We start from the raw sequence: 14,927 nt of genomic DNA, 5'->3' as shown, positions 1-14,927 counted from the left end.
TAAAAGTAGGAGAGAAAAGAGAAAACCACAAGGAGGAAGGGATGGCAACCCTCAGACTAAATCTCATTGGAGATGGCATTGAGTTAACAGGTGCCATCAAAAACATTCTGGAGGGAAAGTTTAGCAAACTTGAAAAGTATCTAGGGGATGATGAAGAAAGAGAGGTATTTGCAGACATCATCGTCAGAAAAGAGAAATATCGCGCCTCTGTAGAAATCATCATTTATAACGTCTTTGACCATACTCTCAGGATAAAGAAGGAAACGGATGACCTCTACACAGCCATTGATTATGTTGTTGACGCAGCCGAGAAGCAACTGAGAAGGCTCAAAGACAAAGTTCAAAACGAAGCCAAAAGGGAAGGCCAGAGGTCAAAAAGACAGATCACTTTCGTTGAGGAGGAAGTTTCTGAAAAGCCTATTGAAATAATAGAAGTTGAACCAGAACTTTACAAGCCAATCACCGTTGAAGACGCCGTAATAAAACTCTTAGGTTCAAACAGGGAGTTCTTCGTCTTCTGTAACGCTGAAACGGGCAATGCCGCTGTTGTTTACAAGAGGAAGGACGGCAATATAGGCCTCATAGAAATGCCCGCCTGCAAGTAATCCCCTTCCCCTTCGGCCTCCTTCGGGAGGCCGGTTAAAATATCCACCACAAACTTCAAAAGAGGAAGGTAGTCTTTTATGGAATTTCAGGTTATCAGAAAAGACGGCAACGCCAGATATGGAATCTTAAGAGGAACACACGGAGAAACAGAAACTCCCTGCTTCATGCCAGTTGGAACGCTTGGAGCAGTTAAAGGGGTTACTTGGGACAGAATCGGTCAGATGGGTTACTCCTTAGTCCTATCAAATGTCTACCACCTCTATTTACGGCCGGGACTTGAAATACTTCAAGAAGCTGGAGGTATACACCCCTTTACAGGCTGGAAAGGCCTAATCCTCACAGACAGCGGAGGTTTTCAGGTCTTTAGCCTTTCCAAACTGATGAAAATCACAGAAGACGGTATCTACTTTAAGTCCCACATAGACGGCTCTGAGCACTTCTTTTCTCCAGAGTTTGTAGTTGAGTTTGAGGAGAAAATAGGCGTAGATATAGGGATGGTCTTAGACGAGTGCACTCCTTACCCAGCAACCTACGAGTATGCCAAGCACTCAATGGAGAGAACAGTAAGGTGGGCATTAAGGAGTATAAGGGCAAGGACGACGGACAAAACGGCGATTTTTGCAATCGTTCAGGGAGGAGTCTACAACGACCTGCGCCTAAAGTGTGTAGAGATGCTCTCTGAGCTTCCCTTTGAGGGTTTTGCAATAGGTGGTTTAAGCGTTGGAGAACCGAAAGATGAGATGTATAGAATAACGAGGCTTGTAGCTTCACAGCTACCAGAGGATAAACCTCGCTACTTAATGGGAGTGGGGAAACCTGAAGATATTTTAGAGGCCGTAGAGGCCGGCGTTGATATGTTTGACTGCGTTATTCCTACAAGGAACGCAAGGAACGGAACGCTTTTTACTTCAAGAGGAAAGATAAACATAAAAGCTGCAAAGTTTAAAAGAGACTTTTCACCAGTAGACCCTGAGTGTGACTGCTACACCTGTAAAAACTTTTCAAGGGCTTACCTAAGACACCTCTACGTTTCTGGAGAAATAAACGCTGCAATCCTCAATACAATACACAACCTTCACTTTTACGGTAGGCTAATGAAAGACATAAGAGAGGCCATAAAGAAGGGAAAGTTTCAGGAGTTTAAGAGAAACTTCTTGGAGAAATACTCATCACAGGAAGGAAGTGGTTAAAAGAGGAAAAACTAACAACCACCTGAAACCAAGTACTCCAGAACTTTCCTATAACCTTCTGGGAGCTCCACCTCAAACTCCATCCTCTCCCCCGTCCTTGGGTGGTCAAAGGCAAGGTAGTAGGCACAGAGGGCGTGCATTCCCATCTCGTCTATAAGCTTCCTTAAAGTCTCATCCTCAATCCGAGAAGGCTTATAGCCGTAAGTCCTATCCCCTAAGAGGGGATGCCCCAAGTAGGACATGTGAACCCTTATCTGATGAGTTCTTCCCGTTTCAAGCTTACACTTTATTTCAGAAACGTTGTGCTCTGGGAACTTTCCAATCACCCAGTAGTTTGTTATCGCCTCCTTTGGCGAAGTTGTCCTTGGAGAAAACTTCTTCCTGTCAAACTTGTCCCTTCCGATAGGGACTACTATACGGTCGTGCTCCTTCTTAGGGATGCCGAAAATGAGGGCTCTGTAAAATCTCCCCACCGTCCTGTTCTTAAACTGCTCAACGAGGGACTGCTGGGCAAGGTCGTTCTTTGCAACGACTATCAGTCCCGCTGTGTCCTTGTCAAGCCTGTGAACAATTCCCGGCCGAAGCGTTCCCCCTATTCCCTGAAGATCCTTACAGTGGTAAAGGATAGCGTTCACAAGCGTTCCGGAAGTGTGCCCCGGAGCAGGGTGAACAACAAGACCTGCAGGCTTATTTATGACAATAACGTCCCTATCTTCGTAGACAACGTCAAGGGGAATGTTCTCAGGTTCAAGCTCTAAAGGTTCTGGCTCTGGTATTTCAAAGGATACTTTCTGCCCCTCTTTAACCTTGAAAGAGGGCTTTTTTACGATAGTTCCGTCAACAAGGACAAGCCCCTCCTCTATAAGTTCTTTAGCCTGAGAGCGGGAAATGTCGGCAACAGCGGAAATAAACTGGTCAAGCCTTGTCTTGTGGAAAGAGCTCTCAACCACAACTTCCGGCATTTCTCCTCCTTGAAAGTTTAGAGAGTCTTTCGTAATTTAACCCAAACGGCAAAGGAGAAGAATCTATGGACGGAGTAAAATGTCCAAACTGCGGTAAGAGAACAAGCTGGGAGAACAACCCATTTAGGCCTTTCTGCTCGGAGAAATGTAAGCTTGCAGACCTCTCAAGGTGGCTAAACGAAGAATACGCAGTAGCTGTGGAGGAGAGCTCCCTTGAAGAAGACGAAGCTAACTCCGGCTCTTAAACAGTACTTAGAGCTAAAGGAAAAGTACAAAGACGCCATCCTGATGTTCAGGATGGGAGATTTTTACGAAATGTTCTTTGAGGACGCAGAAATTGCCGCCAAGGAGCTTGAAATAGCACTCACTTCAAGGGCTTTCGGCAAGTCCTCAGAGAAAGCCCCAATGTGCGGCGTTCCCTACCACGCCGTTGAAACCTACATAGCCAAGCTCGTAAAGAAAGGTTACAAGGTAGCAATCTGCGAACAGCTTGAAGAGCCAAAACCCGGTAAAAAGGTTGTGGACAGGGGAGTAGTAAGGGTTATTACTCCGGGAACTTACTTTGAGGACGAGAGCGAAGATAGATTCCTAATGGCAGTTTACCCTTCCAGAAAGAGCTACTGCGTTGCGTGGACGGAGCTCTCAACCGGCGACCTCTACTTTACAACGGTAGATAAAAAAGGTTTTCAGTCCCTCCTTTCAAAGTTTAGACCTAAGGAGATAATCGTCCCGGAAGGCTTTTCAGACTACACGGGCATAAAAGAAATCCTTCCTGAGGCAATTATCCAAGAAAAGGACAGAAGCTACTACGAAGCCGAAAAGGTAGTCTCTCCGGAAGTTGAATCTGAAGGAGAAAGGAGAGCTCTCTCTGCCCTCCTTACCTTTATTAAAGAAACCCAGATACAGTTCGTTCCCAAGCTAAAAGCTCCCAAAAGGTACACCGGTGAAAGGTTTATCTACATAGACCCCCAAACCCAGAAAAACTTAGAGCTCGTTGAACCCTTAGACAGCAGACTTCCCCAAGCCTCCCTCCTTGGCGTCCTTGACAGGACAAAAACCGGAATGGGAAAAAGGCTTTTAAAGTTCTGGATTCTCCACCCCCTAAAAGAGAAAGAGGAAATAGAAAAAAGGTTAAACGCAGTTGAGGAGCTAAAAGAGAGCTTTTTAGTTGCAGACGAGCTAAGAGAAGCCCTTTCAAAAGTTTACGACATAGAGAGGTTACTCTCTAAGGTAACTTCAGGTATTGCCAACCCGAGGGACTTGGCAGCTTTAAGAAGTTCTCTTCGGGTTCTTCCTCAGATTAAAGAGCTCCTTTCAAACTTCAGCTCGGAGCTCCTTTCAAAAATTTACGAAAACTTTGACGACCTCTACGATATCTTCTGCGAACTTGAGAGAGTCCTCGTAGACAATCCCCCTGCAACTTCTAAAGAGGGTGGAATCATCAGGGACGGCGTTCACGACGAGCTTGACGAGCTAAGGAGAATCAGAAGTGAAGCAGAAAACATCATAAGGGAAATAGAGGAGAGGGAAAGGAAGAGGACGGGCATAGCAAGCCTTAAGGTAGGGTTTAACAACGTCTTCGGCTACTACATAGAGGTCTCAAAACCCAACCTCCACCTTGTTCCGGAGGACTACATAAGGAAGCAGACCTTAGTCAACGCCGAAAGGTTCATAACCCCAGAGCTGAAAGAGTTTGAGGAGAAGGTTCTCTCTGCTCAGGAGAGGATAGAAAAGCTTGAATACCAGTTATTTACGGAGCTCCGCTCCTTCGTTTCAAGACACTCAGAAAGAATAGCGAAAACGGCAGAGGATATCGCAACCATTGACGTCCTTCTTTCTTTGGCAAAGGTAGCAGAGGAAAGGGGCTACACAAAGCCAAAGATAACAGAAGGTTACGTCATTAAGATTAAAGACGGGAAACACCCAATCTTAGAAAAGTTCCTTGAGGAGGACTTCATACCAAACGATACCCTCTTAACAGAAAAGGAGTTCATCCTCGTTGTAACCGGCCCAAACATGGGAGGTAAGTCAGTTTTTCTAAGACAGACGGCTCTAATTACACTGATGGCACAGATGGGCTCTTTTGTTCCGGCTAAAAGCGCCGAGATAGGAGTAGTAGACAGGATATTCTCAAGGGTAGGAGCCGCAGATAACTTAAGCCGAGGACTTTCTACCTTTATGATGGAGATGGTTGAAACGGCAAACATCCTGAACAACGCTACAAAAAAGAGTTTGGTAATCCTTGACGAAATCGGAAGGGGAACGAGCACCTACGACGGAATGAGCATAGCAAGGGCTGTTATAGAGTACATATCCGGTAAAGTCGGGGCTAAAACCCTTTTTGCCACCCACTACCACGAGCTCACAGAGCTTGAAGGAAAGGTTAAGGGCGTTAAGAACTACCATGTTTCAGTAGAAGAGGTTGACGGTAAAGTTGTTTTCACCCACAAGGTTCTGCCGGGAGCTTCTGAAAAATCTTACGGAATACACGTTGCAGAGCTTGCAGGCCTACCGACAGAAGTAATAGAAAGGGCAAAGGAGATTCTCTCTACCTTAGAGTCAAGAGAGAGAGAAAGACAAAAGGAAGAGGAGGAGCTCCCACTCCTTAAAGTCGCAGAAAAAAGAGAGGTTCGTTACGAGGAGAAAAAGGAGGAGCTTCCAAGTGGCGTGAGGGAGCTGATTGAGGAGCTCCAAAAAGTAGAAATCTCAACTACAACCCCATTAGAAGCACTTCTGCTTCTCTCAAGACTAAAAGAAAAGGTAAAAAACCTGAAACTACCCTCGTAGCCACTTTAAGGGAGACCAACCCTCTATCATCTTTCTAAACAGTTGACAGACAAAAGGACCAACGAGGTTCTGGACGACGCTGTAAGTAACGGCAGGGAGGGCTGAGAGAGCTCCCCACTGAGAAATCGCTAAAACAGTCGCAAGTCCAGAGTTCTGCATCGCCGTTTCAATTGAAATCGTTATCCTCTCCCTCTTTGTTACCCCAAGGAGGCGTGGAATAACGTAACCAAACCAGAAACCAAAGAGAAGATGAAAGAGGGAAGCTAAAAGGAGAAAAAGAACAGAGCTTGGGGGGAGAGAAAGAATCTTTTTGTGTCCTGCAGAAACGACAAAACCGACAATCAGAACAACTGCCAACGTAGAGTAAACCGGAAGAAAGGGTTTTACCTTCTGTAGCCTATCGCCAAAGTAGTAGTTGATAACTATTCCAAGAACCACAGGAATTAAGGTAACCTGAACCATGTCTAAGAAGAGCTTTAAAAGGTCAACGTGGACAATCTTAGAAACCAAAACTGCCGTTAAAGCAGGAGTCAAAACTGGAGAAACAAAGGTATTAACGGCAGAGAGGGATATTGAAAGGGCTACGTTTGCACCGGCCAAGAAGGTATAGACGTTAGAGACAACGCCCGTTGGACACGAACCGGTTAGAACCTGACCTGCCGTAAAGTCTGGTGGTAGGTTCTTAAAGAAAAACACTCCAAAGACTAACCCAAGAAGTGGCATAACGGCGTACTGGGAAAATAGCCCTATGAGAACCAATTTTGGCCTTTCAAGGATAATCTTAAAGTCCTCAGGCCTTAGAGTTAACCCCATTGACAGGATAACAGTTCCAAGGAGTGGCTTTATGTAGGGCTTTAGGGGCATAAAAAGTTCTGGCTTTAAAAGCCCAAGGGGAACAATCAAGAGAGTCCAGAGCCACAGAAGGTCAGGTATCTTCCTCATTTTAGCTTCTCCAAGAGAGAAAGGGCTGCATTTACTCCATCTATGGCTGAGCTCGTAATACCCCCTGCGTAGCCTGCACCCTCTCCGATAGGGTACAGGTTCTCGGCAGAAACGCTTGTGTAGTCCTCCTTCCTCACGATTCTAACAGGAGATGAAGTTCTTGTCTCAACGCCTACAAAAGTGGCGTTACCGGGAACGAAGAATGGAACTTTCTCTTTCCAGTAGAGGAAGGCCTCCTTTATCGGCCTTGTAAGCTCCTTTGGAAGGAGTCTATCAAGCCTTGCGCTCTTTATCTCAGGTATGTAGCCGTCCTCTATAAGCTCTGAGGAACTCGTCCCCTCTATAAAGTCAACAACCCTTTGAGCAGGCATTGCGTAGTTGCTCCCTCCCATTACAAAGGCAGCTCTCTCTAAAGCCCTCTGAAAGTTTATCGCCTCAAAGGGGTCGTTTCCAAAGTCTTCTGGGAAAACCTGAACAACAACGGCACTGTTTGCGTAACCGCTGTCCCTCTTGTAGTTGCTCATTCCGTTACAGACTACGCTGTTCTCCTCAGAAGAAGCACATATTACGTAACCACCCGGACACATGCAGAAGGTAAAGACGTTCCTTCCGCTCCTTGACCTATAGCTAAAGGCGTAGTCTGCAGGCGGGAGCTTTGGGTGTTTAAACCACTTCTTACCGTACTGAAGCCTGTTAATGCTCCTTTGACGGTGAATAACTCTCAAGCCAACGGCAAAGGGCTTTGCCTGCAGGGTAATCCCCCTTTTTGCAAGGGTCTCAAAGGTATCCCTTGCGCTGTTTCCAACGGCCAAAAAGATGTAGTCGTACTTTTCTACAGTTTCAAGTCCGGTAGAAAGGTCCTTAAGTGTAACTTCTACTACCCTGCCATCTTCAAGCCTTAAATCCTTTAAGAGGGTAGAGAACCTAAACTCAACGCCCAAGGACTTTAGCTTCTCTCTAAGGGCTGGAATAACCTCACGTAGTTTATCAGTTCCAATGTGGGGCTTGTTCTCGTAGAGAATCTCAGGAGGAGCTCCACACTCCACCAAAACGCTATAAACAAAGTGCTTCTTCTTGTCCTTAACTCTGGTTGTTAGCTTTCCGTCGGAGAACGTTCCAGCTCCTCCCTCTCCAAACTGAACGTTTGAGTTCTCGTTTAGTTTCCTCTTCTTCCAGAAGTTAGTAACGTCCTTAACCCTCTCCTCAACAGGCTTTCCCCTCTCAACAAGGGTAACCTCCAGTCCCCCACGGGCTAAAACCAAGGCAGAAAAAAGACCTGCAGGACCTGCTCCAACTACGAGAACTCTCTTCTTCTGAGAAACTAAAGGTATCTGAACTTCCGGAACCGGAACGTGCTCCCTTGCTCTTCCCTCCTCTATAAACTTCTTGGCAGTTTCCTCTGGTAAGTCAACAAGAACCCTATAGAGGAAGTAGGGCTTTTTACGGGCATCAAGGGATTTCCTGACTATCCGATAATCTTCCTCTATGCCAAGCTTTTTCAGTTCTTCCTCTAAGCTACTATCAGGCTCAACCTTTACGTCCAGCTCTATCTTCATCTGGCAACTCCCGTTTAATTTTTTTTAAAAACTGATAGAACTCCGGCGGGAGCTCTGCAACCTCTGACTCCCGCTCCTTTCTCTCCTCCTCACTAAGCTCCTCTATCTCCACTATGACTATCTCATCAAAACCCTTTATCCCAAGTCTCTTTTCAACCCTTTCCTTAATGTAGATAAGCGAATCCCTCTTTAGAACCCCACCTTTTTCAAGAATATCTCCTACAAACTTTTCTGCATTATCAATATCCCTTTGCCTAACTCTACCCGAAAGAAGAAAGGAAATTGACACCTTAACAGGAGTCTCTATAGGAAATTTATCTAAACCATAGGCAAGCTTTTGGATGTGAAGCTGGTAAATTGCCTCTTTCTGGGAGGATAGAACTTGAGGATTGTTTATTATAAACGGCTTTAACTCACCTCCCACGCGTCTGTGGGAGATTTTCTTGTAGTTTGCCTTACTTGGGATTTTGCCGACAAAAAAGAACTTGAACTTCACGCCTCTCTCCTGTAATATACTTGATAGATGCTATAACAGTAAAGGAAACTAAAAAAACATGGGAATAACAGTTCACAGATTTCTCTTCATCCTGTCAATTTTAATGCTCCTCGTTGTCTTTTCAACTGTAGGCATAATGCTCATTGAAAAGTGGTCTTTCCTTGACGCCCTCTGGCACACAATTATCACAATTTCAACCGTAGGATACGGAGAGATTCACCCCCTATCAACGGCCGGAAAAATCTTCACAATGGTGGTAATAGTCATAGCCTTTGTCGTATTTGCCTACGGAGCATCAATGGTTGCATCAATGTTATTTGAAGGAGAACTCAAAAGAATATTCGTTATAAAGAGGATGGAAAAAATGGCTTCAAGGCTGAAGGACCACACGATAGTCTGCGGACTTGGGAGGACAGGGCTTGCTGCTATAAAGGAGCTCTGGAGGGAAAAAGTTCCCTTCGTCGTCGTTGAAAAGGACGAGCAGAAAATAGAAGAAGCTCGGGAGAAATACCCTAACTTAATCTACATCCACGGCGACGCCACGCAGGACGAAACCCTCATAAAGGCGGGAATTAAGTCTGCTGCCAACCTCATAGTGGCAACGGCAAACGACGCAGATAACCTCTTCATTACCCTCTCTGCCAAAAACCTTAACCCAAAGATAAGAATCGTTACCCGTGCAAACAGGGAGGAGAACGTCCTTAAGCTGAAGAGGGCTGGAGCTACAGAAGTTATCCTCCCCAACGTGATAGGTGGCCTTAGAATGGCCTCACTTGCCATAAGGCCAAGCGTCGTCAGCTTCCTTGATATTGTTACCCACCACGGTGAAATTGATTTAAGACTTGAAGAGGTAAACGTCCCAAAAGGCTCTCCATTTCACGGAAAACTCCTAAAAGAGCTTGAGATACCCAAAAAGACTGGAGTTATCGTTATCGGAGTCAGAAGGGAGGACGGCTCCTTTATCCTCAATCCAACGCCAACAACGATGGTTCTTGAAGGGGATGCGCTGATTATTATTGGAACGAGGGAACAGGCTGAGAAGCTTAAGGAGCTCGTTAAGGGAGGGAGTGATGATTAAATGGTGCGGGAGGCGGGATTTGAACCCGCACGCCCGTAAGGGCACCGCCCCCTCAAGACGGCGCGTCTGCCGATTCCGCCACTCCCGCAACTTGACGATGCATAATATAGTATCCTGTGGGTACTTTGTCAACACCAGAGAGGAAGGAGGCGCTCGTTGTCTGACTACACAGAAAGAGTAGTAAGCTGGCTCAAGGAGTTGAGAGAATCCAAAAAACCCGTTGAGGTAATTAGCTTCTACAACGAGCTTCCAGTAAGGGTTAGGCTCAACGTTCTTGACGTTGATGACAAAAAAGAGCTTATTCAGTGGAACTCTCACCCAAGGCTAAACTTGGCCATAGAAGAAACCGGAAAAATCTTCCTCCCCTTCTACGACCCTCTACATCAGGCCAACAGAATACTCAGCGCCGACGTTATATACTACGGAAAAGGATTCATGGAAACTGCAACCCCCACCGTAGCCGGTGATTCACGTTTTAACAGGAAATCTTTAAGGATAAGAACTTCAGAAACGCTTCCAATTAGAGCTCTCCTTACTGCAAAAAACTTTCCGGTGAAACCGGTAAAGGTAAGGGACATATCCGAAGGTGGAGTTGGACTTTTCGTTCCACCGAGCACCTTCCGTATAGGAGACAAGGTTGATTTGTTACTTTCCTTTCCAGACGGAAAGACCGTAGAGGCAAAAGGAGAAGTGGTAAGACTTGAAAAGACTCCAGAGGGAGAGCTTGCGGGAATAATGTTTTTATCCCCTTCAAAGGAGCTCCTAAACCAAGTGGTTAGGTATATAATGAAGAGGCAGAGAGAAATAATGGACCAGCTACGTATGTTTGCTGATTAGGGGTAATGGATGGTTAAAGAACTACTCAAAAAGCTTGAGGAGCTCCTCTCAGAGGAGAAAAAACTCCTCCTCAAAGGTATAAAGGGAAAAGAAGAGGCTGAAAAGCTTGAAGAAATAGAAAAGGAGAAGTTAGAAGTTCTCTCCTCCATATCACAGCTTGAGCCTAAAGAGTTCAAAGAGCACCTTGAAACAGTAAAGAGAGTAGAGCGTCTTAATAAGGAAGTTGAAGCTCTTCTCCTCAACAACCTCCTCTTTGTTGAATCAATACTCAAGGAAATCTTCCCAGAGAGGGATACTACTTACACCATAGGCAACACTTCTACTTCCTCACTGCTAAACAAAAAGGTGTAAAGTGCCGATAATTAGTAAAAGGGTGGATTTTCTCTACGGAGGTTTCAATGGCTATTTTCGCTGCCCTCTCCATAGCAAGCCAAGCGCTACTTTCAAACACAACGGCGATAAATACGACGAACAAAAACATATCCAACGTTTACAATGAAGACTACTCAAGGGAAGAGGCTGTCTTCTCCGACGTCCCCGGCGGAGGAGTTTCCATAGAAACGATAAGGAGAATCTTTGACAGAGCTCTCTTCAGGAGATTTATCTCTCAAAACCAAGAGAACGCTTCTCTCCAAGAGTACAGAGGAGTCCTTGAACAGGTTGAAAGCGTCTTCAACGACCTTCAGGGAAGCGGTTTTGCCAAAGAACTTGAAGAGTTCTTTAGCGTAATGAACGACATAGCCGTTAACCCGGATGATATAGCCGCAAGGGCTGAGCTAATTTCTGTAGCAAAATCCTTAGTAGGTAGAATAAGGGACAGCTACGACACGCTACAGGAAATAAAGAGCGTTTCCGTCAAGAAGATAAAAGACCAAGTCAAGCTCCTCAACGAGGATTTAGCCCACTTAGCAGAAATCAACAAGAACATAAAGATATTCCAGAGCTCCCCAGAAAAGCTCAACACCTACCTCAACGAAAGGGACAAGCTCCTCAAAGAAATAAGCGGGCTGATAGAGACAAAAATTACCTTTAACGAGGACGGAAGCGTAAACGTCTACACGGCAAAGGGATTTGCCTTAGTAATAGACAGCGAAGCTAAGGAAGTAACCTTTGAAGAGGTGGGCGGCGACCCAAAAATATCCATTAACGGCACAGACCTAACCGGGGAAATTCAGGGAGGCTCAATCGGCGGCCTATTAAAAGGCGTCTCCTTCATCAACGACGTAGTAGACAAGCTAAACACCTTTACGAGTTCCTTCGCAAACAGGGTTAACCTTACCCACGAAGGAGGACTTGATCTTTATGGAAATACAGGTACTCCTTTCTTCTTAGCTGGAGGTGGAGCTTCTCCTCCACCTAAAGCCTCAAACATCATAGTCAACCCACTCATAGAAGAGGACCCAAAGAAAATCGCCGCGGCTAAAGACCCAAATTACCTAAACTCTGACAACCAAAACATACTGGACATGATAGAGCTAAAGGACGGCAAGTGGCCAGAACTTAACAACATGAGCTTTGAAGAATACTACACCTCAGAAATAGTAACCCCAATAGGTACAGAGCTTGAACACACCAAGAACTTGGCAGAAGAGAGCCAGTTCCTCCTTGAAAGCATAGACGAGAAAGTTAAGGAGCTCTCCTCCGTCAACATGGACGAGGAACTCGTTAACCTGACAAGATTTCAAAGAGCTTACGAAGCAGCGGCAAGGATTGTAACCGTTACGGATGAGTTACTTCAAACAATCCTTGGAATGGTGGGGTAGTAAACCATGAGAGTGCCAGACCTAAAGTTCTTTGACATACTCATAAAGTACGACAGGAAAAGGAGCGTTGACTTAACCCGAAAGACTGAGGAACTCTCCTCCGGAAAAGCTCTACTCTACCCCTCCGATAGTCCCGTAGACTACGCAAGAGTTATTAGGCTAAAGAACATCGTTTCAGGATTTGAAAGGTTCAACAGGAACATAGACCTTACTCAGAACATCCTTGAAACGGCAGAGAGCGTCCTCGGAACTGTAGTTAACACTGCCCAAACCGTAAGGGTAAAAATCGTTCAGCTCTTAAACACGGGAGTCCTAAACGAAGAGGACGCAAAAGTTATGGTTGACTACCTTGAAAGTATAAAGGACTACATAATACAGCAGGGCAACACAAAAATCGGCGACTCCTACCTCTTCGGAGGAGTTAAAACTCAGGAAGCCCCCTTTTCAAGCGACGGTAGCTACAACGGCGAAACTACAGAAACTACCGTCCCCGTTGCAAACGGCGTAACGGTAAACACGAACTTTAACGGTAAGAACTACTTCGGCGTAAACAGTGCCAGTGGAAGTGGAAAAATCCTAATCGTAGAAGTTTTAGACACTATAATCACCCTTATCAAAAACGGTGAGTACTCTCAGCTCAACACTTACGAGATAGACGTTGACCTTGACGGTAGCGGAACTCCAACAAAGATGAAACTCCTTGATGCCTTTGACGCAGGCCTTTCAAAAATCATGGAGTACCGTTCAATAATCGGAACAAAAATCGCAACCGTTGAAAACCTAAGAATCCAAAACGAAAGCCTAAGAGTTCACTACTCCAACCTGATATCAAAGATAGAGGACACCGACTACGCAGCGGCAATTTCTGAGTACGAGAAGGCGAAAACTGCCTATGAGGCTTTAATTGCTGCTATTCAGCAGACGAAGGACCTTTCCCTACTTAAGTTCTACCGTTAAATCCAACCTTTCCTCTTGAAGAAGAAGAGGAGAGAAAGGGTAACGACCACCATAAAGAGGCTTATAAGGAAGACGCCGTAAGGAGTCCCGGCAAAGGGAAGGTTGGCTACGTTCATCCCGTAGTAGCTGCTTATAAACATTAAAGGCTCAAGGACAGCGACAAATATCGTCAAAGTCTTCATAACATCGTTGAGCCTAAAGGAAACGAGGGAAGAGAAAACGTTAAGAACGTTCTGGATGAACTCGTGTAAAGTTTCTGCTCTATCGTAAAGAATTGTTATCTCGTCAAGGAGGTCTCTAAAGTAGTGGATATTTTCAGGATTTATGAACTTTGGAGAAAAGGACATGACGGCCTTATAGGTATCCCTAAGCTGTTTTAGCGTTTTCCTCAGCGTCAAAATCTCGTAGGAAAGGTCTGAAATATCCTCAAGGAGTTCCGGGTTTTGCTCCTTAAACACCCTTGCCTCTATCTCGTCTCCCTGCTCCTCTAAGATTGTTGTAACAACCTTAAACTTATCGGCCACTATGCTTGAAATTATCCAGAGAACCTTCTCCACCCCCTCCTTAAAGGGCTCTTCTTCTAAGGAAAGGTTCTTCCTTGCCTCCTCAAAGAGCCTTCTACTCCCGACGGTAATGATAAAGTCCCTCCCCCAAAAGACGCAGAGCTTTTTCTGACGGCTTATACCTCCGTCAAAGTAGACCATCAAAAGGAAGATGTAGTCCTCAAAGGCCTCTACCTTTGAGCGACCTTCTGAGCGACAGTCCTCTAAGGAGAGCTCGTTTATTCTGAAGTGCTTAACAAGGAGCTCCTCGGTCTTATCGTCAATCCTCCTTAAGTGAATCCACTTGGGCTTTAGTGAGAGGAGCTTCTCGTCATCAATAAAGGCGTCAACTGTGGTTTTAACGGTCTTTATTGAGCTCTCATCTGGAACAACAACCCACACAACATTTTCCATTACCTTTTCCTGTCAAAGAATATGTTCTTACCGGAGACAGAAAGGGGAATCCCGTAACCGAGCTTTACACTCTCAGGAACAAAGCCTCCAACGATTACGGCCTTCCCGAAAGAGAACATAATACGGTTGTCCAAGTTATTATCAGAGGCAACCTTTACAGCTGAACCTATGGCTATTCCAAGGTCACCAACGGCATAGGCGCAGTGTCCTCCTGCCTTAGAGCACCCCTCACAGTCCCCAAACCCACAGAAGCCACAGAAAGGAACCCCCCTTGGCTTAACCTCCGTCCCTACAAAAACGACGAGCAGAGAATCCCTAACGTTCTTTGCGTCACGAACAAAAAAAGGAATGTCCTTCTCCCTACCTATTTTTTCCATAAGGTCGGCTACCCTATCCTTCTCCTCTCCCTCAAATATCTTAGTGTAGATAAGGTTAACACCCTTACCCTTAGGAGCAGTTATGGCGCTACAACACATAAGTTCAGCAACCGTCTTAACCGCACCGTAGTAAGGAAATTCCATCACTCCTCCTCAAGTGCTTTAAGGAGTTTCTTTAGAGCCTTTTCAGGGTCAAGCTTGTGGGCTTTAAAGACCTCCTCAAGAGTCTCGTCCTTAAATCCCTCACAGTAAACACATTCTTCAATTAGCGAGTAGATTGTCTCTTCAAGCTGGGGAAACTCCGAAAGACATTCTCTCAGTGTCATTGAAAGTTCTGGCTTTTTCAAAACAAACCTCTCAAGACCCAAAGCTTTAGGACTGCTATAATTATACGTGAACAAAAGTTACGCTTTTCAAAAT

16 protein-coding genes and 1 tRNA gene are annotated in these 14,927 nt (G+C 45.4%); 9 read left to right on the top strand and 8 right to left on the bottom strand.

The genetic code is table 11. The features are described from left to right. Positions 1-41 precede the first annotated feature (41 nt). Together hpf and tgt are read left to right on the top strand one after the other, a co-directional pair. The gene (gene hpf, locus CLV27_RS03000; RefSeq protein WP_132525689.1) at positions 42-605 is read left to right on the top strand and encodes a ribosome hibernation-promoting factor, HPF/YfiA family; all 564 of its coding nucleotides are present in this window, start codon (positions 42-44) and stop codon (positions 603-605) included. 78 nt (positions 606-683) lie between these two features. Further along, complete coding sequence (gene tgt, locus CLV27_RS02995; RefSeq protein ID WP_132525687.1) at positions 684-1,796, top strand: tRNA guanosine(34) transglycosylase Tgt; 1,113 nt, start codon at positions 684-686, stop codon at positions 1,794-1,796. A gap of 11 nt (positions 1,797-1,807) precedes the next feature. On the opposite strand, the gene CLV27_RS02990 is transcribed toward tgt, so the two are convergent. Next, the gene (locus CLV27_RS02990) at positions 1,808-2,758 is read right to left on the bottom strand and encodes an RluA family pseudouridine synthase (protein WP_132525685.1); all 951 of its coding nucleotides are present in this window, start codon (positions 2,756-2,758) and stop codon (positions 1,808-1,810) included. Between the two features lie 65 nt (positions 2,759-2,823). On the opposite strand from CLV27_RS02990, the gene CLV27_RS02985 reads away from it, so the two are divergent. Together CLV27_RS02985 and mutS are read left to right on the top strand one after the other, a co-directional pair. Further along, the gene (locus tag CLV27_RS02985; protein WP_132525683.1) at positions 2,824-3,003 is read left to right on the top strand and encodes a DNA gyrase inhibitor YacG; all 180 of its coding nucleotides are present in this window, start codon (positions 2,824-2,826) and stop codon (positions 3,001-3,003) included. Continuing rightward, positions 2,972-5,545, top strand: a complete 2,574-nt coding sequence (gene mutS, locus CLV27_RS02980) for a DNA mismatch repair protein MutS (RefSeq protein WP_132525681.1) — start codon at positions 2,972-2,974, stop codon at positions 5,543-5,545. Before CLV27_RS02985 ends, mutS begins: the two co-directional genes overlap by 32 nt. On the opposite strand, the gene CLV27_RS02975 is transcribed toward mutS, so the two are convergent. Genes CLV27_RS02975 through CLV27_RS02965 form a run of 3 tightly spaced genes read right to left on the bottom strand, consistent with a single transcriptional unit; the run spans position 5,534 to position 8,539 of the window. Next, on the bottom strand, positions 5,534-6,487 hold the full coding sequence (locus CLV27_RS02975; protein WP_132525679.1) for a bile acid:sodium symporter family protein: 954 nt from the start codon (positions 6,485-6,487) through the stop codon (positions 5,534-5,536). The two genes, mutS and CLV27_RS02975, sit on opposite strands and share 12 nt — an antisense overlap. Continuing rightward, the gene (locus tag CLV27_RS02970; RefSeq protein WP_132525677.1) at positions 6,484-8,043 is read right to left on the bottom strand and encodes an NAD(P)/FAD-dependent oxidoreductase; all 1,560 of its coding nucleotides are present in this window, start codon (positions 8,041-8,043) and stop codon (positions 6,484-6,486) included. Before CLV27_RS02970 ends, CLV27_RS02975 begins: the two co-directional genes overlap by 4 nt. Beyond that, positions 8,015-8,539, bottom strand: coding sequence for a RusA family crossover junction endodeoxyribonuclease (locus CLV27_RS02965; RefSeq protein ID WP_132525675.1), 525 nt, complete (start codon positions 8,537-8,539; stop codon positions 8,015-8,017). Before CLV27_RS02965 ends, CLV27_RS02970 begins: the two co-directional genes overlap by 29 nt. 58 nt (positions 8,540-8,597) lie before the next feature. Here CLV27_RS02965 and CLV27_RS02960 point away from each other — a divergent pair, with 58 nt between their 5' ends. Next, entirely contained in the window at positions 8,598-9,617 is a 1,020-nt protein-coding gene (locus CLV27_RS02960) for a potassium channel family protein (RefSeq protein WP_132525673.1), read from the top strand. A gap of 1 nt (position 9,618) precedes the next feature. Here CLV27_RS02960 and CLV27_RS02955 read toward each other — a convergent pair. After that, positions 9,619-9,705: transfer RNA gene (locus tag CLV27_RS02955), tRNA-Leu, on the bottom strand. 68 nt (positions 9,706-9,773) lie between these two features. On the opposite strand from CLV27_RS02955, the gene CLV27_RS02950 reads away from it, so the two are divergent. The 4 genes from CLV27_RS02950 to flgL are packed head-to-tail and all read left to right on the top strand — an operon-like array spanning position 9,774 to position 13,174. Beyond that, positions 9,774-10,454, top strand: a complete 681-nt coding sequence (locus CLV27_RS02950) for a flagellar brake protein (RefSeq protein WP_132525671.1) — start codon at positions 9,774-9,776, stop codon at positions 10,452-10,454. 9 nt (positions 10,455-10,463) lie between these two features. Continuing rightward, a complete protein-coding gene (locus CLV27_RS02945; RefSeq protein WP_132525669.1) occupies positions 10,464-10,805 on the top strand; it encodes a hypothetical protein in 342 nt (113 codons plus the stop codon). Positions 10,806-10,852: 47 nt separating this feature from the next. Continuing rightward, complete coding sequence (gene flgK / locus CLV27_RS02940; protein WP_132525667.1) at positions 10,853-12,217, top strand: flagellar hook-associated protein FlgK; 1,365 nt, start codon at positions 10,853-10,855, stop codon at positions 12,215-12,217. Positions 12,218-12,223: 6 nt separating this feature from the next. Next, positions 12,224-13,174, top strand: coding sequence for a flagellar hook-associated protein FlgL (flgL, locus tag CLV27_RS02935; protein ID WP_132525665.1), 951 nt, complete (start codon positions 12,224-12,226; stop codon positions 13,172-13,174). Here the strand turns inward: flgL and CLV27_RS02930 are convergent. From CLV27_RS02930 to CLV27_RS02920, 3 genes are read right to left on the bottom strand one after another with little or no spacing between them, the layout of a single operon-like run. Continuing rightward, positions 13,171-14,130, bottom strand: coding sequence for a magnesium transporter CorA family protein (locus CLV27_RS02930; protein WP_132525663.1), 960 nt, complete (start codon positions 14,128-14,130; stop codon positions 13,171-13,173). The genes flgL and CLV27_RS02930 overlap by 4 nt on opposite strands. Further along, complete coding sequence (locus tag CLV27_RS02925; protein ID WP_132525661.1) at positions 14,130-14,651, bottom strand: ferredoxin domain-containing protein; 522 nt, start codon at positions 14,649-14,651, stop codon at positions 14,130-14,132. The genes CLV27_RS02930 and CLV27_RS02925 overlap by 1 nt, the downstream gene beginning before the upstream one ends. Further along, complete coding sequence (locus CLV27_RS02920; RefSeq protein WP_132525660.1) at positions 14,651-14,854, bottom strand: hypothetical protein; 204 nt, start codon at positions 14,852-14,854, stop codon at positions 14,651-14,653. Before CLV27_RS02920 ends, CLV27_RS02925 begins: the two co-directional genes overlap by 1 nt. Positions 14,855-14,927: the final 73 nt, after the last annotated feature.

Origin of the sequence: Phorcysia thermohydrogeniphila, assembly GCF_004339575.1 — a bacterium.
In the GTDB taxonomy this organism is placed as follows: Bacteria; Aquificota; Aquificia; order Desulfurobacteriales; family Desulfurobacteriaceae; genus Phorcysia; species Phorcysia thermohydrogeniphila.
This window is presented reverse-complemented; position numbering and strand designations above follow the sequence as displayed.